Raw genomic sequence first — 22147 nt, 5'->3', positions numbered from 1 at the left:
GCCTACCCGCCGCGGGTCCGGAGGGGCACTCCCCCCCCCCTCCTAGGCCCGTGGATCACCGGGCAAAACCCCGTCCCCCCCCCCCCCCCACTACTGGCTCGGCGCCGAGCCTCGGTCCACTGTGGACCCGTGGCGGTACGAGGTCACTTGGCAGCGCCTGCCGGACCGCTCCCGGCCGCCCGCCGGGCGCTGGCTCGTGCTCGGCGACGACGACCTCGCGACGGCCCTGGGCACCGAGAGCGCAACCGTCGCGCCGGACGGCGTGCTGTGCGTGTCGCCGTCCGTGGACGACCTGGTGACCACGCTGGACGCGTACCCGGACGCCCGCGTCTGGGTGGCGACCCGGGGTGCCGTCGCGGTCGACGCGACCGAGGTCGTGGACCTCGCCGCCGCGGAACTGTGGGGCTTCGGCCGGGTCGCGGCCCTGGAGCGGCCGCAGCATTGGGGTGGCCTGATCGACCTGCCGGCCGGAACGCCGGTGGACGCCCTGTTCGGCGTGCTCGGCGGCGACGAAGACCAGGTGGCGATCCGCGCCGACGGGACGTTCGGGCGGCGGCTCGTCCCGCTGCCGGGCGGCTCGGCTCGGTGGACGCCGCGGGGCACGGTGCTGATCACCGGCGGCAGCGGCGCGCTCGGCGGGCACGTCGCCGCGTGGGCGCTGACCGCCGGGGCCGAGCGCGTGGTGCTGCTCAGCCGCGGTGGCGGCACCAGTGACGACCCGCGGATGATCCCGGTCGCTTGTGACATCACCGATCGGGACGGGGTCGCCGAGGTGCTGGCGCTGTACCCGCCTGACGCCGTGGTGCACGCCGCCGGGGTGCCCGGCGGGCTGCACCGGATCGACGAGTTCGACCGGCGCGCCTACGACGACGTGCTCGCGGCGAAGGCCGGTGGCGCGGTCGTGCTGGACGAGCTGCTGGGCGATCGGCCGCTGGACGCGTTTGTGCTGTTCTCCTCCATCGCCGGGGTGTGGGGAGCCGCCGGGCAAAGCGCGTACGCCGCGGCGAACGCCGTGCTCGACGCCGTGGCCGGCAACCGCCGCGCCCGCGGCCTCGCCGCCACCGCGATCGCCTGGGGCGCGTGGGGCGGCGCGGGCATGGCCGCCGACGGCGAGGCCGAGCTGCGTCGCCGCGCCGTGCTCACGATGAAGCCGGAAGCCGCCGTGCGCGCGCTGGCCGAGGTCGTCGGCAGCGGCCGGACAGCGGCCGTCGTGGCCCGGATCGACTGGCCGCGCTTCGGCACGCTGTTCACCGCTGCGCGGCCGAGCCCGTTGCTGTCGAGGGTCGTCGAACCGGCGGACGAAGAGACCGCGCCGGTGGCACACCGTTCGGCGGCCGAGCTGGTCGAGCTGGTGCGGGCCGAGGCCGCCGCGGTGCTCGCGCTCGCCGGGCCGATCGACGGGGAGCAGGCGTTCCGGGACGCCGGGTTCGACTCGCTGACGTCCGTGGAGCTGCGCGACCGGCTCAGTGCGGCGACCCGGATCCGGCTGCCGGCCACCGTCGCGTTCGACCACCCCGACGCCCACCGGCTCGGCGCGTTCCTGCACGCCGAGCTGACCGGCGCGGCGCCTGCGTCCGAACCGGCCGGGCCGCGGGCCACCGCCGACGAACCGATCGCGATCGTCGGCCTGGGCGTGCGGCTCCCGGGCGGCGTCGAAACGCCGGAGGAGTTCTGGGACCTGCTAGCCGAAGGCCGCGACGTGATCGGCGCGGCGCCCGACGACCGCGGCTGGGACCTCGACCCGGAGTTCGACGCGGCCGGCACCCGCGGCGGCTTCCTGAGCGACGCGGGGTTGTTCGACGCCGGGTTCTTCGGCATCAGCCCCCGCGAGGCGCTGGCCATGGACCCGCAGCAGCGGCTGCTGCTGGAGACGTCGTGGGAGGCGCTGGAGCGCGCCGGGATCGCGCCCAAGTCGGTGCGCGGCAACGAACTCGGCGTGTTCGTCGGCGCGGCGACGCAGGCGTACGGAATGTCCTCACCGGACTCGTCGGGCTTCCTGCTGACCGGCGTGTCGTCGAGTGTCCTTTCCGGACGGGTGGCCTACGTGCTGGGGACGCAGGGCCCGGCGGTCACCGTGGATACGGCGTGCTCGTCGTCGCTGGTGGCGCTGCACCTGGCGGCGCAGTCGCTGCGGTCGGGGGAGTGCTCGACGGCCCTCGCGGGCGGGACCACCGTGATGGCCACGCCGACCGGGTTCGTCGAGTTCGCCCGGCAGGGCGGCCTGGCCGCGGACGGCCGGTGCAAACCCTTCTCCGCCGACGCCGACGGCACCGGCTGGGCCGAAGGCGTCGGAGTCGTGGTGCTGCAACGGCTTTCCGACGCCGAGCGCGACGGCCGGGAGATCCTGGCGGTCCTGCGCGGCAGCGCCGTCAACCAGGACGGCGCGTCCAACGGGCTGACCGCGCCGAACGGTCCGGCTCAGGAGAAGGTGATCCGGCAGGCCTTGGCCAACGCGCGCATGGAACCGTCCGAAGTGGATGCCGTGGAGGCGCACGGCACCGGAACCGTGCTGGGGGACCCGATCGAGGCGCAGGCGGTGCTGGCGACCTACGGCCAGGGCCGCGAGACGCCGCTGTGGCTCGGCTCGGTGAAGTCGAACCTCGGTCACACCCAGGCCTCGGCCGGGGTGATCGGGGTGATCAAGATGGTTCTGGCGATGCGGCACGGCGTTCTGCCGCGAACCCTGCACGCCGAGCGCCCGACCGGCCAGGTCGACTGGTCGAGCGGCGCGGTCCGGCTGGTGACCGAGCGGACCGGCTGGCCGGGGACGGGACGTCCGCGCCGGGCCGGGGTGTCGTCGTTCGGCATGTCCGGCACCAACGCGCACGTCGTGCTGGAGGAAGGACCGCGGACCGAGCCGGTCGCGGAACCGCCCGCCGCCGGGCCGGGAGTCGCGAATGGGTCATTCGGGACCTCCGAAGCCGCGAATGGGTCATTCGCGACGTTCGGGCCGGTTCCGCTGGTCGTCTCGGCGCGGACGGAGTCCGGTTTGGCCGCGCAGACGGCGAAGCTGGCCGAGTACCTGGAGGCCGGCGCGTCGCTGGTCCGGACGGCTCGCGCGCAGGTGACCGGCCGTTCGGTGTGGAGCCACCGGGCGGTCGTGGTCGCGGAGTCCGCCTCGGACGCCGCGGCCGCGCTGCGAGCGGCGACCCCCGTGGCGGCCGGGTCCGGCCGGACGGTGCTGGTCTTCCCGGGCCAGGGCGCCCAGTGGCCCGGCATGGGCCGCGAGCTCTGGGAGTCCGAGCCGGTCTTCGCCGCGCGGATGGCCGAGTGCGAGCGCGCGCTGGCGCCCTTCGTGGACTGGTCGCTGCGCGACGTCGTCTTCGGCGGGCCGCTGGACCGGGTCGACGTCGTGCAGCCGGTTTCGTGGGCGGTGATGGTGTCGCTGGCCGTGTTGTGGCAGTCGTACGGGCTCACGCCGGACGCGGTGCTCGGCCACTCGCAGGGGGAAATCGCGGCGGCGTGCGTGGCCGGTGCGCTCTCACTGGCGGACGCCGCGAAGGTGGTCGCGCTGCGCAGCCAGGTGATCGCCGCCGGGCTGGCCGGACGCGGCGGCATGCTGTCGGTGGCGATCTCGCCGGACGACGTGCCCGAAGGCGTGGAGATCGCGGCAGTGAACGGGCCCCGCTCGGTGGTGCTCGCCGGAGACCCCGCCCTCCTGACGGAACTGGAGGAACGCTACCGGCAGGCCGACATCCGGGTGCGCCGGATCGAGGTCGACTACGCCTCGCACACCGCCCAGGTGGACGCGGTGGCCGACGAGATCCAGTCGCGCCTCGGTGCGGTGGAGACCGTCGCGCCGGAGATTCCGTGGATGTCCACTGTGGACGTCGAGTGGGCCGGTGCGGTGGATACCGGTTACTGGGTGCGGAACCTGCGCGAACCGGTGCGGTTCTCGGCGGCCGTCGCCGAGCTCGGCGGATTCGACCTGTTCGTCGAGTGCAGCCCGCACCCGATCCTCACCGCCGCGGTGCTCGACACGCTGCCGGGCGCGGCCGCGGTGGGTTCGCTGCGCCGCGACGACGGCGGCCGCGACCGGTTCCTCCGCTCACTCGGCGAAGCCTTCACCCACGGCGCCGCCGTCGACTGGACCGCGGTCGTGCCCGACGTGCCCCCGGTGGCCGTGCCCACCACGGTGTTCGAGCGGCGTCACTACTGGCTGCTCCCACGCCCGGCCGCCACCGGCTCGCCGCTCGCGCACCCGATCCTCGACGGCGTCGTCGACAACCCGGCGACCGGCGGGCTGGTGCTCACCGGCCGGCTGTCGACCACGCTGCACCCTTGGCTGGCCGACCACGTCGTGGCCGGGGAGGTCCTCGTGCCCGGCGCGGTGCTGGCCGAACTGGCCCTGCAGGCCGGCGTGCTCGCCGGGCACCCCGGCCTCGAGGAACTGGTCATCGAGGCACCGATCGCGCTCGACGCGCGCCCCCGCCGCATCCAGCTGGTGACCAACGGCCGCGAGCTGAGCATCCACGCGCGCGCCGAGGACGGCGACTGGGTTCGTCACGCCACGGGCACCCTGGGCGCGGCCGCCGAACCGACCCCCTTCACCCCGGCCGGTGATCCGGTCGACGTCGCCGGCTTCTACGCCGAACTCGCCGATCTCGGTTACGGCTACGGCCCGGTTTTCCAAGGCGTGCACCAGGTCTGGCGGCAGGGGGAAGCGATCTTCGCCGAGGTGACCCTGCCGGAGGCACCCGCCGGGTACGCCGTGCACCCCGCGCTGCTCGACGCCTCCCTGCACGCCACCGCGCTCGGCGGCGCGGACGGCGTGCGCCTGCCGTTCGCCTGGAACCGGCTGGCCGTGCACGAAACCGGCGCGACCACCGTTTACGCCCGGCTGACGCCGACCCCGCACGGGATCGCGCTTGCCCTGCAGGACCCGGCGGGCGCCCCGGTGCTCACGCTCGGCGAGCTGGTCACCCGCCCGGTCGCGACCGAGCCGCTCTACGGCCTCGACTGGGTCGACGCGCCGCTCACGACCGCGTCCACGGCCTCCTGGCCGATCCACCGCGTCGCCACCGACCGGCCGCTGCGGTCGGTCCTCGACGAGGTGCTGCAGCTGCTCCGGACCGAAGAACAGCTGGTCGTCGCCACGTCCCAGCCGCCGGACGAACCGGTCGCCGCGGCGGTGTGGGGTCTGGTCCGCAGCGCCCAGGCCGAGCACCCCGGCCGGTTCCTGCTGGCCAACGACGCTCCGGAGCTGCCCGGTCTGGTCACCGCGGCCCTCGACGCCGGGGAGACCCAGCTCCTGATCGAGCAAGGCCGCCCGCGCGTTCCCCGGCTGACGCGGGTCCGCGACGAGGGCGACCCCTTCGCCTGGGACCCCGACGGCCTGGTGCTGATCACCGGGGGCACCGGGACGCTCGGCGGTCTGGTCGCCGAGCACCTCGTCACCGACCACGGCGTGCGGAACCTCGTGCTCGCGTCCCGGTCCGGCTACGACGCCGGCCTGGCCGAACGCCTGCGGGCGGCCGACGTCCGCTTCGAGACCTGCGACGTCTCCGACCGCGAGCAGGTCCGGAAGCTCCTCGACCTCGCCCCGAAGGTCGTGATCCACGCGGCAGGTGCCCTCGACGACGGACTGCTGACCAGCCTGACCGATTTCGACGCGGTGCTGCGCCCGAAGGCCGACGCGCTCGACCACCTCGACGAGCTGAGCCGCGATCTCGACGCGTTCATCGTGTTCTCATCCGCGGCCGGAGTGCTCGGGTCCGCGGGCCAGGCCAACTACGCCGCCGCCAACGCCTACGCCGACGCCGTGGTGGCGAAGCGGCGGGCAGCCGGGCTGCCGTCCTGGTCGCTGGCCTGGGGGTTGTGGACGCCGCCGTCCGGCATGACCGGGCACCTGAGCGGCGCGGACAAGGGCCGGATGACCCGGGCCGGGCTCTCCGGCATCGCCCCGGCGCAGGGGCTGCGGATGTTCGACGCGGCTCTGCGCTCGCCCCGCCCGCTGCTGGTGCCGGTCGTGTTCGACCTGCCGAAGCTGCGCGAGCAGGGCGAACGGCTCCCGCCGGTGCTCCGAGCCCTCGCCGGACCGCCCCGGCGCACGGCGGCCCCCGAGCGTGACCTGCTGGCACTCGTGCGCCGTGAAGCGGGCGCGGTGCTGGGTTCGGAGCCGGTGCCGCCGTCGACGGCCTTCCGCGACCTCGGCTTCGACTCGCTCACCGCGGTCGAGCTGCGCAACCGGCTCGCCGCGGCGACCAAACTCCGGCTCCCCGCGACCACCGTGTTCGACCATCCCAGCGCGACCGCACTGGCCGAGCACCTGCGCGACCGTCTGGCGGGCACCACGGCAGCACCCGCCACGGCGGCGGTGACGGTGGCGACCACCGAGCCGATCGCGATCGTCGGCCTCGGCCTCCGCCTGCCCGGCGGCATCACCGAGCCCGGCGAGTTCTGGGACCTGCTCGCGGGCGGCGGCGACGCCATCGGCGGCTTCCCCGCCGACCGCGGCTGGGACCTGGCCGCGCTCTACGACCCGGACCCCGCCACCCCCGGGACGACCTACACCCGCCACGGTGGCTTCCTCGACGGCGCGGGCGACTTCGACGCGGGCTTCTTCGGGATCAGCCCGCGCGAGGCGCTCGCGATGGATCCGCAGCAGCGGTTGCTGCTGGAAACCTCGTGGGAGGCCCTGGAACACGCGGGCGTCGACCCGACGTCGTTGCGCGGCAAGGAAATCGGCGTCTTCACCGGCCTGATGTACCACGACTACGCGAGCGGAACGCGCGCCGAACACCTCGAAGGCCTGCTCGGCACCGGCACCGCGGCCAGCGTCGCGGCCGGTCGTGTGGCGTACGTGCTCGGGGTGCAGGGCCCGGCGGTCTCGATAGACACCGCGTGCTCGTCGTCGCTCGTGGCGCTGCACCTGGCCGCGCAGTCGCTGCGATCGGGGGAGTGCTCGATGGCGCTGGCCGGCGGCGCCACGGTGATGGGCACCCCGGGCGGGTTCGTCGAGTTCGCCCGCCAGCGCGGCCTGTCCCCGGACGGGCGCTGCCGCTCGTTCTCCGCCGACGCCGACGGCACCGGCTGGGCCGAAGGCGTCGGCGTCCTGGCCCTGCAACGGCTGTCCGACGCCCGCCGCGAAGGCCGCGAGATCCTGGCCGTGCTGCGGGGAAGCGCGGTGAACCAGGACGGCGCGTCGAACGGGCTCACCGCACCGAACGGGCCCGCGCAGGAGAAGGTGATCCGGCAGGCACTGGCGAACGCCGGGCTGGCACCGTCCGAAGTGGACGCCGTCGAGGCGCACGGCACCGGCACCGTGCTCGGCGACCCGATCGAGGCGCAGGCGATCATGGCGGTCTACGGCCAGGACCGATCCGAACCCGTGCACCTCGGCTCGGTGAAGTCGAACCTCGGCCACACGCAGGCCGCGGCCGGGGTCACCGGCGTGATCAAGATGGTGCTGGCGTTGCGCAGAGGACTGCTGCCCCGCACCCTGCACGCCGCCACCCCGAGCGCGAAGGTCGACTGGACCGAGGGAGCGGTGGCGCTGCTGACCGAGCCCGTCGCCTGGCCGCGCGGCGAACGCCCGCGACGCGCGGGCATCTCCTCGTTCGGCGTGTCCGGCACCAACGCCCACGTGCTCATCGAAGAAGGCCCGCCGCGGGCACCCGAGGCCGAGACGGCGACCGGCCCGGTGCCGCTCGTCGTCTCGGCCCGCACCGAAACCGGGCTCGCCGCCCAGGCCGAGCGGATCGCCGCGCACCTGGACGCCGGCCTGCCCGCCGTCGCCCGGACCCTCGCCGCGCGGGCGCACTGGGAACACCGGGCGGTCGTCGTCGCCGAGGATCCCGCACGGGCCGCCGAGGCGCTGCGGTCGCTACCCGCGTCCGCCCCGGCGGGCGACGGCGCGGTCGCCTTCGCGTTCGCCGGTCAGGGCGCGCAGCGGCCGGGGATGGGTCGTGAACTTTACGAAGCGTTCCCCGTGTTCCGCGACGCGTTCGACGCCGTGTGCGCGGAGTTTGCCTTGCCGCTGCGGGAGATCGTCTTCGAAGGCGGCGACCTGGACGCCACGGTGCACACGCAACCGGCGCTGTTCGCGGTGGAAGTGGCGATGGCGGAGTTGCTGGCGGCGTGGGGCATCCGGCCGTCGGTGCTGCTGGGCCACTCCATCGGCGAGCTGAGCGCCGCCCATATCGCCGGAGTACTGACCCTGCCGGACGCGGCGAAGCTGGTCGCCGCGCGCGGGCGGCTGATGCAGGACCTGCCCGGAGCGGGCCGGATGGTCGCGGTCGCCGCCGAGGAGGCCGAGGTCCGTGCCCTGTGCGGTGACCTCGACCTGGCGGCCGTCAACGGACCGGCCTCCGTAGTGCTCTCGGGCGACCGCGACCGGATCGCCGAAGCCGTCGCCACGCTCACGGCCGCCGGTCACCGGTGCCGGGACCTCACCACCGGCCACGCGTTCCACTCGGTGCTCATGGAACCGATGCTGGCCGAGTTCCACGCGGTCGCGGCGACGCTGGACTTCCGCCCGCCCACCGTGCCGCTGATCTCCTCGGTGACCGGGAAACCGTTGTCCGACGCCGAAGCCTGCTCGCCGGACTACTGGACGGCCCAGGTGCGCCGGACCGTCCGGTTCGCCGACGCCGTGGCCGCGTTGCCGGTGCGCACCGTGCTGGAGCTCGGCCCCGGCGGCACGCTGACCGGCCTGATCGCGGGTCTCGCCGACGGCCCGGCCGCCGTCGCCGTGACCCGCCGGGACCGCCCGGAGGCCGAGTCCGCGCTCGCCGCCGCGGGCGCGGTGTTCACCCGCGGAGCCGACGTCGACTGGGCCGCCGTGCTCCCGGCCGGACCGAAGGCACCGATGCCGACCACCGCCTTCGAGCACCAGCGGTACTGGCTGCCGCCCGGCACCGGCGACGCAGCCGGGCTCGGGGTCGACCACGTCCGGCACCCGATCCTCGGCGCGGCCGTGGACAACCCCGAAACCGGCGGGATCGTGCTGACCGGCCGTGTTTCGCTCGCGGCCCAGCCCTGGCTCGCCGGGCACGTGATCTCCGGGACGGTGCTGCTGCCCGGCGCCGTGCTGGTCGACCTCGCGCTGCAGGCGGGCGCCCGGGTGGGCTGCCCGGCGGTCGCCGAACTCGTCGTCGAGTCGGCGCTGGTGCTCGAACCCCGGGAAACCGCGACGGTCCAGGTGATCGTCGGAGCGGCCGAGGATGGTCGACGCCCGGTGGCGGTGCACGCCCGGGTAGGGGACCGGTGGACCCGCCACGCGAGCGGCACGCTCGCCCCCGCGACCGCCGCCCCGGACCGGCTCACCGAGTGGCCGCCCGACGCCGCACCCCTGGACGTCACCGACTTCTACGAACGGCTGGCCGACCAGGGCCACGGCTACGGACCGGCGTTCCAGGGGGTGCGCGCCGCGTGGCGGCAGGGCGCCACGTTGTTCGCCGAGGTCACCTTGCCGGACTCGCTCGACCCGGCCGGGTTCGGCCTCCACCCGGCGCTGCTCGACGCCGCGCTGCACGTCGGCGCGCTGGACGCGGGCGAGCCGCGGCTGCCGTTCGCCTGGACCGGCGTCGAACTGCACGCCTGCGACGTCACCACGGTCCGGGTCCGGCTCACGCCTGCCGACGGCGGGGCCGCGCTCGCGGTGTTCGACGGGCACGGTGATCCGGTGCTGACGCTGGACTCGCTGCTCAGCCGTCCGGCCGCGCCCGGCTCCCGCGTGGACGACCTGTACGCGCTCGACTGGGTGCGGCTGCCTGCCGCCGAGGAGGCCGCGACCGACGGGTGGCTCGTGCACCGGGTCGAGGCGCCGGACGCCCGGCAAGCCGTCGTCGCGGTGCTGGCGGACATCGCCGAGGCCGAGGCGCAGGGTCGGAACCTGGCGGTGGTCACCGGTCCGGCGCGGGAGGACCCGGTCGCGGCGGCAGTCTGGGGCCTGGTCCGCAGCGCGCAGACGGAGAACCCCGGCCGGTACCTGCTCGCCGAACTCGGCGATCCGGCGGAGCTGCCGCTGGCCGTCGGGGCCGGGGAGCCGCAGGTCGCCGTGCGCGAGGGCGCGGTGTGGGTGCCGCGGCTGGCCGCGTTCGACGGCGTCGGCGCGTGGGCGCTGGAGGTCACCGGGTCCGGGACCGTCGACGGGGTGACTGCGCGCCGCCGCCCGGACCGCCCGCCGGCGGCGGGGGAGGTCCGCATCGAGGTGCGGGCCGCGGGCGTGAACTTCCGTGACGTGCTGATGACGCTCGGCCTTTACCCCGGCGAGCCGGTGCTCGGCAGCGAGGCGGCCGGTGTCGTCACGGAGGTCGGGCCAGACGTGGATTTCGTGCCGGGACAACGGGTTTTCGGTCTCCTCCCACGCAGCTTCGGCCCGGTCTCGGCCACCGACGCGCGGCTCGTCGCGCCGATCCCCGCGGAGTGGACGTTCGAGCAGGCCGCGGCGGTGCCGGTGGCCTACCTGACCGCCTACTACGGGCTCGTGGACCTCGGCGGTCTCGGTGCCGGCACGAAGGTGCTGGTGCACGCGGCGACCGGCGGGGTCGGCACCGCCGCCGTGCAGCTCGCCCGGCACCTCGGGGCCGAGGTGTTCGCCACGGCGAGTACACCCAAACACGCGCTGCTCCGCGAAAGCGGCCTCGCCGACGACCACATCGCCGACTCGCGGACCACCGGGTTCGAGCGGCGGTTCCCGCCGGTCGACGTGGTGCTCAACGCGCTGACCGGGGAGGCCGTCGACGCGTCGCTGCGGCTGCTGCGCCCCGGCGGGCGGTTCCTGGAGATGGGCAAGACCGACGTCCGCACCGGCATCCCCGGCTACCGGGCGTTCGACCTCAACGAAGCCGGACCGGACCGGATCGGGGAGATGCTGGCGACGCTGCTCGGACTGTTCGCCGAAGGCGCGCTGGCGCTGCCGCCGATCACCCGGTGGGACGTCGGCCACGCCGTCGACGCCTTCCGGGCGATGTCCCAGGCCCGGCACGTCGGCAAGAACGTCCTCACCCTGCCCCGGCGGCCGGACCCCGCCGGATCGGTGCTGATCACCGGCGGTACCGGCGCGCTGGGTGCCGTCGTGGCGGAACACTTCGTCACCACGTACGGCGTGCGCCGCATCGTGCTGGCCGCTCGCACGGCTCCGGAGGCGACCAAACTGCGCGAGCGGCTCGAGGCCCTCGGCGCGGAGGTGACGCTGGCCGCCTGCGACGTCGCGGACCGGGACCAGGTGCGTGCCCTGCTCGACGCCGTCCCGGTGCCGCTGACCGCCGTGGTGCACGCGGCGGGCGTGGTCGCCGACACGACGGTGTCCACCATGGACGCCGACGCGGTGGACCGGGTGCTCCGGCCGAAGCTGGACGCCGCGCTGCACCTCGACGAGCTGACCCGCGACCGGGACCTGGCCGCGTTCGTGCTGTTCTCCTCGGCCGCCGGGGTGCTCGGCGGCGCCGGGCAGGGCAACTACGCCGCCGCGAACGCGGCCTTGGACGCCCTCGCGGCCCGGCGGCGCGCCGCCGGACACCCGGCGGTCTCGCTGGCTTGGGGCGCGTGGGACACGGGCATGGCGGCCCGGCTGACCGAGGCCGACGCCGGCCGGATGACCCGGTCGGGGGTCCGCCCGCTGGCCCCGGAGCGGGCGATGCGCCTGCTCGACGCCGCACTGACCGCGCCGAGAGCGGACCTGGTGCCCATCCGGCTGGACAAGCCCGCCCTCCGCGCGCGAGCGGGAGACCTGCCGGCCGTGCTCTCCGCGTTCGCGGGCGTCGCGCCCGCGCCGAAGCGGTCCCGGCTCGACCTGAGCGGGCTGGCCGAGCCGGAACGGCGGGCGCGCCTGCTCGACCTCGTGCGCACGGAAGCCGCCGCGGTACTGGGCGGGGAAATCGGCCGGACCCGGTCGTTCCGCGACGCCGGGTTCGACTCGCTGACCGCGGTCGAACTGCGCAACCGGCTCGGCGCGGCTACGGGAGCGGCCCTCCCGGCGACGGTGGTCTTCGACCATCCGAACGCCACGGCGCTGGCCGGGCACCTGCACGACCAGCTGGCCGAGCCCGCCACCGAACCCGCGTGGCCGGCCCGGCTCGACCGGCTCGGCGCGGAGCTGGGCGCGCTCGACGCGGCCGATCCCGCGGTCGCTGTCGTGGCCGCGCGCCTGCGAGAACTGCTCGACGCGCTCCCGGTGGCGGAACCGGCGCGCAACGGTGACCTCGACGAGGTCACCAAGGACAACCTCTTCGAATTCCTCGACCAGGAACTCGGGTGACGGCGGTGGAGGCCGGTGTGGACGACAAGAGCGTCGAGTACTTCAAGCGGATGACCGTCGAGCTGCGCCGGGCCCGGGACCGCGTGGCGCAGCTGGAGGCCGAGCGCGGCGAGGCCGTCGCGATCGTCGGGATCGGCCTGCGGCTGCCCGGCGGCATCGCCGAGCCCGGACAGTTCTGGGACCTGCTCGCGCACGGGCGCGACTCCGTCGGCGAGTTCCCCACCGACCGCGGCTGGGACCTGGACGCGCTGTTCGGCACCGGCAAGTCGGTGACCCGGCGCGGCTCGTTCCTGCACGACGCGGGCGCGTTCGACGCCGACTTCTTCGGCATCTCGCCCCGCGAAGCGCTGGCGATGGATCCCCAGCAGCGGCTGGTGCTGGAAACCGCGTGGGAGGCCCTGGAACGAGCGGGGATCGACCCGACTTCGTTGCGGGGCAGCGATCTCGGTGTCTTCGTCGGCGCTTCCATGCAGTCCTACGGGATCGGCGCCGAGGGCGAGTCGGAGGGGTTCCTGCTCACCGGCACGGCTCCGGCGGCGCTGTCCGGCCGCGTTTCCTACGTGCTGGGCGCGCAGGGGCCGTCGCTCACGGTCGACACGGCGTGCTCGTCGTCGCTGGTGTCGCTGCACCTCGCCCAGCGCGCCCTGCGGGCCGGCGAGTGCTCGACCGCGCTGGCCGGCGGGGTCACGGTGATGGCCACGCCTGGTGTGTTCACCGAGATCTCCAAACAGGGCGGGCTCGCCTCCGACGGGCTGTGCAAGTCGTTCTCCGCCAACGCCGACGGCACCGGCTGGTCCGAAGGGGCCGGAGTCCTGGTGCTGCAACGGCTTTCCGACGCGCAGCGCACCGGAATGCCGATCCTCGCGGTGCTGCGGGGTTCCGCGGTCAACTCCGACGGCGCGTCCAACGGGCTGACTGCGCCCAACGGCCCGGCACAGCAGCAGGTGATCCGGCAGGCGCTGGCCGACGCTCGCGTCCAGCCGTCCGAAGTGGACGCCGTGGAGGCGCACGGCACCGGGACCGTGCTCGGCGACCCGATCGAAGCGCAGGCGCTGCTGGCGACCTACGGGCAGCAGCGCCGCGGCCGGCCGCTGCTGCTCGGGTCGGTCAAGTCCAACCTCGGCCACACCCAGGCGGCGGCCGGGGTGGTCGGGGTGATCAAGATGGTCCTGTCCATGCGGCACGAACTGCTGCCTCGCACGCTCAACGTCGAGCGGCCGACCGACCAGGTCGACTGGTCGCGGGGTGACGTCGAGCTGCTGACCGAGCCGGTCGCCTGGAAACCGGACGGGCACCCGCGGCGGGCCGCGGTGTCCTCCTTCGGCGTCGCCGGGACGAACGCGCACGTCATCCTCGAAGAAGCTCCCGCCGGGACCGAGGAACTGCCCGCGGAGGCACCCGGGGCCTGGCCGCTCGTCGTCTCGGCGCGGTCCGCCACGGCGCTGGCCGCCCAGGCCGCGAAGCTCGCCGAACACCTGACGACGACCCGGGCGAAGCGGGCCGGCGTCGCTCGGGCGCTGGCCACCGGCCGGGCACGCTGGGAGCACCGCGCCGTGGTGCTCGGCGCGGACGCCGTCGCCGGGTTGCGAGACGTCGCCGCGGGCCGGACCTCGGCCGGGGTCGTCACCGGCGTGGCGAGCGAGGAGCCCAAGACCGTGTTCGTGTTCCCCGGCCAGGGCGCGCAGTGGGTCGGCATGGGCCGGGACCTGTGGCTCGCCCAGCCGGTGTTCGCGGCCCGGATGGCGGAGTGCGAGCGTGCGCTGGCGCCCTGGGTGGACTGGTCGCTGCGGGACGTGGTGCTGGGCGCCGGCCCGCTGGACCGGGTCGAGGTGCTGCAGCCGGTCACCTTCGCCGTGATGGTGTCCCTCGCCGCGCTGCTGGAGTCCTGCGGGGTGCGGCCGGACGCGGTGGTCGGGCATTCGCAGGGGGAGATCGCGGCGGCGTGCGTTTCGGGCGCGCTGACGCTGGAGGACGCGGCGAAGGTCGTGTCGCTGCGGGCGGCGGCGGGCGCCGAACTGGGTCGCGGCGGGGGACTGGTGACCGTCGGCCTGCCGGTGGAGCAGGTGGACGTCCCGGACGGGATCGAGATCGCCGCGGTCAACGGCCCGGACTCGGTGGTGCTGGCCGGGAGCCACGACGCGATCGCCGAGGTCGAACGGCACTACCGCGAGCGCGGGGTGCGGGTGCGCGCCGTGGCCTCTTCGTTCGCTTCGCACACGCGCCACGCGCAACCGATCGCGGACCGGGTGGTGGAGCTGCTGGCCGACGTCCGCGGCCGCGTGCCGACCGTGCCCTGGATGTCCACTGTGGACGCCGACTGGGTACGGGAGCCGCCCGGCGCCGGGTACTGGGGACGCAACCTGGTCAACCGGGTGCGCTTCGCCGACGCCGTCGCCGAGCTGGCCGGGTTCGGGCTGTTCGTCGAGGTGAGCACCCACCCGGTGCTGGCTTCGTCGATCTCCGGGACGTTGCCGGATGCGGCGGTCACCGGGGTGCTGCGCCGCGACGACGGTGGCCCGGACCGGCTGGCCCGGACCCTGGCGGAGCTGTTCGCCCACGGCGCCGACGTCGACTGGACGTCGGCGCTGCCCGAGGTCCGGCCGGTCCCGGTGCCGACCACGGTCTTCGAGCACCGGCACTTCTGGCTGCGCCCCGAGACCCACGGCGACCCCACGCGGCTGGGCCTGGAAGGCGTGCCGCACCCGGTGCTCGGCGCGGCCGTCGCGAGCCCGTCCGGCGGCCTCGTGCTGACCGGTGAGCTGTCCCGGGAGACGCACCCGTGGCTGTCCGAGCATGCGGTTTCGGGCACCGTGCTGGCGCCCGGGTCGCTGTTCGTCGAACTGGCGGTGCAGGCCGGCCGCCGGGTGGACCAGCCGGTCGTGCGCGAGCTGGTGATGGAGACGCCGCTGGTGCTGGGCGCGGACAAGGTCGCGGTGCAGGTGGCGGTGAGCGGCCACACCTTCGAGATCCACTCCCGCCTCGGTCCGGAGTGGACCCGGCACGCCACCGGCATGCTCGGCGCCGACGCAGGGGTCCCGGAACCGCCGGGGCCGTGGCCACCGGCCGGTGCGGAACCGTTGGGGCTGCAGGACTTCTACGCGAAGCTCGCCGACCTGGGGTACGACTACGGCCCGGCGTTCCAGGGGCTGCGCGCGGCGTGGCGGGCGGACGGGTGCTTCTACGGCGAGGTCGCGATCGAAGCCGAGACGAGCGGGTTCGCGATCCACCCCGCCCTGCTGGACGCGGCGTTGCACCCCGCTTTCCTCGCCGACGGCGAGCCGGGGATCGCCTTCGCGTGGAAGGACGTCGCCGTGCCCGGGACCGCCGGTTCCGCGGTGCGCGTGAAGCTGACCGTCTCGGCCGACGGCGTCGCGGTGCTGATCGCCGACGAGACGGGCGCGCCCGTGTTCTCGGCCGGATCACTGGTGACGCGACCGGTGTCGTTCGCCCCGAAACCCCTGGTGGTGGACTGGGTGCCGGTTTCGCCGGTGCCGGGACCGGTCGAACTGCCCTCGGCCGACGAGGTGACGGACGAGCCGTGGGCGGTGCTGCGGGCGGGCGACCTCGGTGACGTCCTCGACGCGCTCCAGCGGTTCGCCACCGGCCCCACACGGCTGGTGGTCGTCACGCGGGACGCCGAGACGGACCCGCGCGCGGCCGCGGTGTGGGGCCTGGTGCGCAGCGCCCAGGCCGAGCTGCCGGACCGGTTCCTGCTCCTCGACCTCCCCGGCGACGAGATCCCCGACGTGCTGGACACGGGGGAGTGGCAGCTGGCCGTGCGGGACGGTTCGCTCGTCGCGCCCCGCCTGAAGCGGCTCGAGCGCACCGGCGAAGCTGCCCCGCTCGACCCGGCCAGGACGGTGCTGATCACCGGCGGCACCGGTGTGCTGGGCGGAACCGTCGCCAAGCACCTCGTTGCCGCGCACGGGATCCGGCGGCTGGTCCTGGCTTCGCGGACCGGCGCGAACGCGTCCCTGGTCGCCGAGCTGGAGACGGCGGGGGCGTCGGTGCGCACCGTAGCGTGCGACGTCACCGATCGGGACCAGCTGCGCGACCTCGTCGAGTCAGCCGGGCCGCTGACCGCGGTGGTCCACGCCGCGGGCGTGTTCGACGACGCCCTGATCGGTGACCTCACCCGGGAGCGGCTGACCGCCGTACGGCGACCGAAGAGCGAGGCCGCCGAATACCTCGACGAGCTGACGCGCGAGAGCGACCTGCGGGCGTTCGTCCTGTTCTCGTCGGCCGCGGGGGTGCTGAGCAGCCCCGGGCAGGGCGCCTACGCCGCGGCCAACGCATCCCTCGACGCCGTCGCCGCCCGCCGCCGCGCGGCCGGTCTGCCCGCGACTTCCCTCGCGTGGGGCCTGTGGAGCCACCGGGAAGCGGACGAGCAGCGCACGGCTCGCGAAGCGCAGTGGACCGCCCGGTCAGGACTGCGCGTGATGCCGGAAGAGACGTGCCTCGCGCTGCTGGACGCGGCCCTGGCGTCGACCGAACCGGTCCTGGTGCCCGTGCTGCTCGACCACGCGGCGCTGCGCGCGGGCACGGTCGACCCGCTGCTGCGGGACCTCGCACCGCGCACGGCCGCGCCGAAGCCAGGGGCGCCGGACCTCACCGGCCTGGACGCCGGGGCGAAGCTGGAGGTGCTCACCGACCTCGTCCGCCGCGAGGCGGCCGTCGTCCTGGGCCGGGACACCGATGACGGCGGGCTCGGCGCGACGAAGGTGTACCGCGAAGCGGGGTTCGACTCCCTGACGGCGGTGGAACTGCGCAACCGGCTCAGCCGGGCCACGGGGGTGCAGCTGCCGGTGACGTGGGTGTTCGACCACGCCACCCCGCGTGCCGGTGCCCAGGACCTGCTCGCCCGGCTCGACCGCCCGCGCGAAACCCCGTCGTCCGGCCGCGACTTCGCGGGTGTCTACGCCGCGCTGGCGGAGAGCGGCCAGTACCCGGCGGCGACCGCGCTGGCCACGGCCGCCGCCGCGGTCCGCGAACGAGGGACGACAGTCGAGGCGCTGGCCGCCGGCGTGCGCGTCACCGAACTGGCGCGCGGACAGCTCATGCCGAAGCTCATCTGCCTGCCGTCGATCTCCACCTGGGAGCCGGTGCTGAACTACAGCGCCATGGCCGCACACTTCGCCGGCGTCGCCGACGTGACGGTGATCGTGCCGCCCGGGTACACGATCGACGCGCCGGTGGCGGCGTCGTGGACCGCACTGGTCGACACGCTCGCCGACGCCGTCGGCCGGGCCGGCGGTGACGAGCCGTACGTGCTGGTCGGCTACTCGTCGGGCGGTGCCCAGGCGCACGCCGTGGCCGCCGCGATCGAGCGCGCCGGCGCCCCACGGCCCCTCGGCGTGGTGCTGATCGACACCTACACCGGCGACCACATCCCGGTCCGGCTGCAGCAGTTCTTCCAGCGGCAGTACCAGGAAGTGACGCGGCGCGAGAACTACTCGTTCGAGAAGATCACCGCGTCCGCGCTCTACATCGGCCTGCACAACGACGAATGGCGTCTCGACCCCGAGCTGTCGGTGCCGGTGCTGATGCTCACCGCCGCCGCCCCGCCGCGGACGCCGGCCGGAGCCGACCCGCTCGAGGACGCCGAGTGGCGCCACGAGTGGCCGCAGCCGCACGAGAACCAGGTCCTCGACGGCGACCACTTCACCATCATGGCGAAACACGCCGACCAGGTCGCCGACGCCATCCGGACGCGGTTCACCCGGCCGTGAGCAGTCGCTCGCGCGGCACGGCCATCGACCGGGGATCAGCGACGTGGCGAGAGACGCACCTCCAGGGTCTCGAGTCCGAAGTTGATGATGGACTTGTTGTACTCCGGAGGGGCGTCCAGGCCGGGCGGTGCGGCTCGTCGCGCGAGAACCGTGAACAGGCAAGCCAGTTCGACACGAGCCAGCGGGGCGCCGATGCAGTAGTGGGGACCCCAGCCGAACGCGAGATGACGGTTCGGGGATCGGCGCAGGTTCAGCCGGTCCGGCGCCTCGAACTCCGCCTCGTCCCGGTTCGCCGCCGGTGGCCACACCACGACCCGGTCACCGGCGCGGATGGTCCGGCCCGCCAGCTCGACGTCACGAGTCGCCGTGCGCAGCACGTGCAGGCCGACCGAGGTCCACCGCAGCAGCTCCTCCACGGCGAGCGCGGAATCGCAGTCCGGCGCGGCCAGGGTCTCCCACGCCTCGGGGTGGTCGATGAGCGTGAGCATCGCCATCGTGGCGGTGTGCCGCACGGTCTGGATTCCCCCCACCAGGATGTTGTCGCAGTTGAGCAGCACCTCCTCGAGCGGGAGCAGCTCATCGTCGACGCGGTGGGTGGCCAGGGTGCTGATGATGTCGTCCTGCGGGTCGGCGCGACGCCGAAGGGCCAGCTGGAACAGGTACGGCAGCAGGTTCTGGTGCGCGGCGCTGCGGGTGGCCGGCGTGGTGCCCAGGAACGCCGCGTCGCACAGGCGGACGACATGGTCCCGGTCGCCTTCGGGGACGCCGATCAGGTCGCACATCACCGCCAGCGGCGTCGCGGTGCTGATGCCGCGCACGAAGTCGGTGTCGCCACGCTCCATCGCGGCTTCGACGACTTCGCCGGTCAGCTGGTGCACCCGGCCGGTGAGTTCGGTGGCCTTGCTCTTGGTGAAGAACGGCAGGACGAGCCGGCGCAGGTCGCGGTGCTTCGGGGGATCGGTTAGCGCCATCATCTTGCCGGCGCCGGCGGGTGTGGTGCCTTTTCCCGAGCCGAGCAGGGACCCGCTTTGCGAGCTGAACGTCGCCGCGTCGTTGAGCACGGCGCTCGCGAGCTGGTGTGACAGGACGCACCACAGTGGTCCCTCTTCCGCGGATTCGATCAGGTGCACGGGTGCCGCGTGACGCAGCTCGCGCAGCACCCGGTGGCAGTCCTCGGCGGCCCAGAACGCGGGATCGGTGAGGTCGAGGGTGGTGGCCACTCCGGTCATGGCTCCTCCTGGAAGGTCTTGGGTGCGGGCCCGGCGCCGGGGTTCAGAGCCGGGCGGTGAGCAGTTCGGTCGTGGTGCGGGCCACCGCGCGCACCGCCGCCGCGCCCGACTGCAGGATCAGGTGGCCCGCCGGCAGCTCGGCCGTGGTGACGTGACCCGTGCACAGCTCGTGCCACGACTCGGCGTCCCGGCGCGACAGCGAGGTGTCGTCGGTGCCACGCACGACGTGCAGAGGCTGCCCGTAGATCGGTTCGGCCCGATGGCGGTAGGAGCCGAGCAGACCCAGGTCGGAGCGCAGGACGTGGCGGGCGTGCTCGCGCAGCACCGGATGCCGCAGGATCGCCGCCGCGTGGTCGTCACCGAGCAGGAAGTCGATGAGCTCGTCGGCGTCGGCGGCGGTCGTGCCACCCGGCGAATCCAGGGTGTGGGGCGCGGCGAACCCGAGCACGGTGCAGGCGAGCGGGGCGGACACCGGTGCGAGGGCGCGGGCCGTCTCGTAGGCGAGCAGGCCGCCGATGCTCTGTCCCAGTACGGCCCAGGGCCGGTCGAGGGAGGTCACGACCGCGTGCGTGACCGAGTCGAGGAGTGCGTCGAACGTCGGGGGCGGTGGGTGGTGGGCCCGTCCGGCGCGGCCGGGCATGCGCAGGGCCCAGACCTCGACCTGCTCGGGCAGTTCGCGGGCGAGGTCGGCGAAGGCCGGTGCGTCGCCGCCGGCGTGCGGGAAGCAGTAGAGCCGGACAGCGGCGTCCGGCCGGGGTTCGGGCAACCAGAACCAGTCGCCCCGGGTGGCCGGGTTCGGCATGGTCTTCTGCTCCTTCCGGGGCGGTCGGTCAGGGCACGGGAGTGGCGGTGCACCAGGACATGTCGTCGGTCAGCCAGCCGGCTCGGCTCAGCCCGGTGGAGCCGAGGTAGAGGTCCAGCTCGGCGTCGTCGAGGAACTGCACGTGTTGCAGGTGGGTCCACTCCCGGCCCCGCCAGCTGTAGTGCATGAGGGCGCGCACGAGGTGCGGGGTCAGGTGGTCGGCGCGCACGAGCGTCGCGGTCAGCTCGTCCCATTCCCGGGGTTCACCGACCCCGGTGAACCATTCGGGCAGCGCGCGTTCGATAATGACCTGGCCGCCGTCCCGGACGTGCCGGCGTGCGGTCGCGAGCATCTCGTACCGCACCTCGGCGTCGGTGAGGTTGACCAGGCAGGAACCCAGCACGACCGCGTCGAAGCGGGTGCCGAGGTCGAGGTCGGTGATCTCGGCGCACACGGTTTCGGCGCCGCGGATGTGGGCGAGCATGTCAGGACTGTGGTCGACGGCGACGACCTTGTGGCCGAGCTCGACGAGCGGATGGGTCAGCCGCCCGGCGCCGGCGCCGAGCTCGAGCACGAACGCCGAAGGCGGCAGTGCGCTGTTGACGACGTCGGGCGTGCGGCCGGCGCGGAGGATGGAGTACAGCTCGACGGGGTCACCTTCGGGGCTGAACGCGCCGGGGCCGGTGCCTTTCTGGCGGGACATGGGGCGGACTCCTAACTGGACGTTGACGGGGAAGTTTCCGAGCGGACGCCGGGTCGAGCGTCCGCTCGACGGCGCAGGACGAGGGTGACGCCGGCGGTGAGCAGCACCACGAAGCAGACGGCCAGCAGCAGGCGGTAGGGCACCGATTCGATGAGCAGCGCGCCGATCGGGATGGAAAGCGCTTGCGGTCCCAGGATCGACAGGTCGGCGGCGGTGGCGACCCGGCCGACGAGGTGGGGTGGGGTGTCCCGTTGCCAGGCTGTGGTGTAACCGACGACGAGCCAGGGCACCCCGACGCCGAACGCGGCGAACGCCGCGAACACGACGACCGGCGACTGCTGTGTCATACCGAGCGCGCCCAAGGCCATCCCGGCCAGCCCGGCCCCGGCGGTCGCGGACTCGCCGAGCCGCCTGATCAGCACCGCCGCGGTGACGCCGCCGGCCACACTGCCGACGCCTTGGACGCTGGTGAGCACGCCCAGGAACGACGCGGGCTTGCCCAGTCCCTCGCTGACGACGGCGAAGTCCGAGCTGTCGAAGAACCCGACGACCCCGAACGCGAGGCCGATCGCGGTCGTCATCACCACCAGCCGCGGCTGGGACCACAGGTGGGTCAGCCCGGCGCCGACCCTGCGCACCACGCTCCGCGGGACGTCGGCGGACGCGGGCGCGGCCTCGGCGACCCGCAGCCGGCGCAGCGTGACCGCGGCCAGCAGGAACACGACCGCGACGACGAGCGCCAGGGTGCGGCCCCCGAGGAAGGCGTACAGCCCGACCCCGAACAGGGGACTGACGACCCGCATCACCTCCCCGGCCGAACGCAGGTAGGCGTTGGCGACGGCCAGGTCGTCGTGGGCCACCAGGGTCTTGACGATTCCGGCTTGGGCGGACCGCAGGAAGACGGCGGCGAGGCCGTACGCGCCGGCCACGACGTAGATCAGCCACAGGCTCGAGGCCGAACGCACCAGCAGCAGCGACGGCACCAGGACGACCGCGGCACAGTTGACGGTCAGCAGCACCGATCTGCGGCGAAGGTGGTCGACGGCATACCCGATCAGGGGCCCGAAGGCCACCGGCAGGACCACGCAGAAGAACACCAACCCCGCCGCGGAGTTGCTGCCGGTCAGGTCCTTGGCCCACACGCCCAGCGAGAGGAACAGGCTGTTGCTGGCGAAGCCGGTCAGCACCTGGAAGCAGAACAGCACGCGGAACGCGGGATCGCGCAGCATCCGAACCCTCCTCCCGGCCGGCCGAAGGTGCTCGAGCGGGGCATCAGCGGGGTGCCCCGCTCGCGGTGCGCAGGGATTCGGGCCGCAGACCCGTCCACACCCGGTCGATCTGCTCCAGGCACTCCGGCCGGGTCCCGGTGGTGCCGGTGGCGTGCCAGCCGGCGGGTGGCTCGGTGTCCGCGGGCCAGACGGAGTACTGGGCGTGGTCGTTGACGACGACGGCGAACTGTCGGTTGTCGTGCACGGGATCCTC

7 protein-coding genes are annotated in these 22147 nt (G+C 74.4%); 2 read left to right on the top strand and 5 right to left on the bottom strand.

The features are described from left to right. Positions 1-121: 121 nt before the first annotated feature. Positions 122-12202: an SDR family NAD(P)-dependent oxidoreductase gene (locus ACZ63J_RS33125; RefSeq protein WP_465439719.1), complete on the top strand. Its 12081-nt coding sequence runs from the start codon at positions 122-124 to the stop codon at positions 12200-12202. Continuing rightward, on the top strand, positions 12199-17931 hold the full coding sequence (locus tag ACZ63J_RS33120; protein WP_465401316.1) for an SDR family NAD(P)-dependent oxidoreductase: 5733 nt from the start codon (positions 12199-12201) through the stop codon (positions 17929-17931). Before ACZ63J_RS33125 ends, ACZ63J_RS33120 begins: the two co-directional genes overlap by 4 nt. A 35-nt stretch (positions 17932-17966) precedes the next feature. On the opposite strand, the gene ACZ63J_RS33115 is transcribed toward ACZ63J_RS33120, so the two are convergent. Genes ACZ63J_RS33115 through ACZ63J_RS33095 form a run of 5 tightly spaced genes read right to left on the bottom strand, consistent with a single transcriptional unit; the run spans position 17967 to position 22138 of the window. Continuing rightward, positions 17967-19160: a cytochrome P450 gene (locus ACZ63J_RS33115; RefSeq protein ID WP_465401315.1), complete on the bottom strand. Its 1194-nt coding sequence runs from the start codon at positions 19158-19160 to the stop codon at positions 17967-17969. Positions 19161-19203: 43 nt separating this feature from the next. Next, positions 19204-19962 (bottom strand): thioesterase II family protein, encoded by a 759-nt coding sequence (locus tag ACZ63J_RS33110; RefSeq protein WP_465401314.1) that lies wholly within the window; start codon positions 19960-19962, stop codon positions 19204-19206. Between the two features lie 28 nt (positions 19963-19990). Further along, a complete protein-coding gene (locus ACZ63J_RS33105; protein ID WP_465401313.1) occupies positions 19991-20665 on the bottom strand; it encodes a class I SAM-dependent methyltransferase in 675 nt (224 codons plus the stop codon). An 11-nt stretch (positions 20666-20676) separates the two neighbouring features. Then, on the bottom strand, positions 20677-21894 hold the full coding sequence (locus tag ACZ63J_RS33100) for an MFS transporter (RefSeq protein ID WP_465401312.1): 1218 nt from the start codon (positions 21892-21894) through the stop codon (positions 20677-20679). A 43-nt stretch (positions 21895-21937) separates the two neighbouring features. Next, on the bottom strand, positions 21938-22138 hold the full coding sequence (locus tag ACZ63J_RS33095; protein WP_465401311.1) for an MbtH family protein: 201 nt from the start codon (positions 22136-22138) through the stop codon (positions 21938-21940). Between the last annotated feature and the right edge of the window lie 9 nt (positions 22139-22147).

It is taken from the genome of Amycolatopsis sp. NPDC104863 (assembly GCF_055582965.1).
Note: the sequence above shows the minus strand (reverse complement) of the source record. Positions and strands in the feature narration are given on the sequence as shown.

Coding starts and splice junctions, on each gene's coding strand:
- ACZ63J_RS33115 (WP_465401315.1), bottom strand. CDS start 19,160: ATGACCGGAGTGGCCACCACCCTCGACCTCACCGATCCCGCGTTCTGG.
- ACZ63J_RS33110 (WP_465401314.1), bottom strand. CDS start 19,962: ATGCCGAACCCGGCCACCCGGGGCGACTGGTTCTGGTTGCCCGAACCC.
- ACZ63J_RS33105 (WP_465401313.1), bottom strand. CDS start 20,665: ATGTCCCGCCAGAAAGGCACCGGCCCCGGCGCGTTCAGCCCCGAAGGT.
- ACZ63J_RS33100 (WP_465401312.1), bottom strand. CDS start 21,894: ATGCTGCGCGATCCCGCGTTCCGCGTGCTGTTCTGCTTCCAGGTGCTG.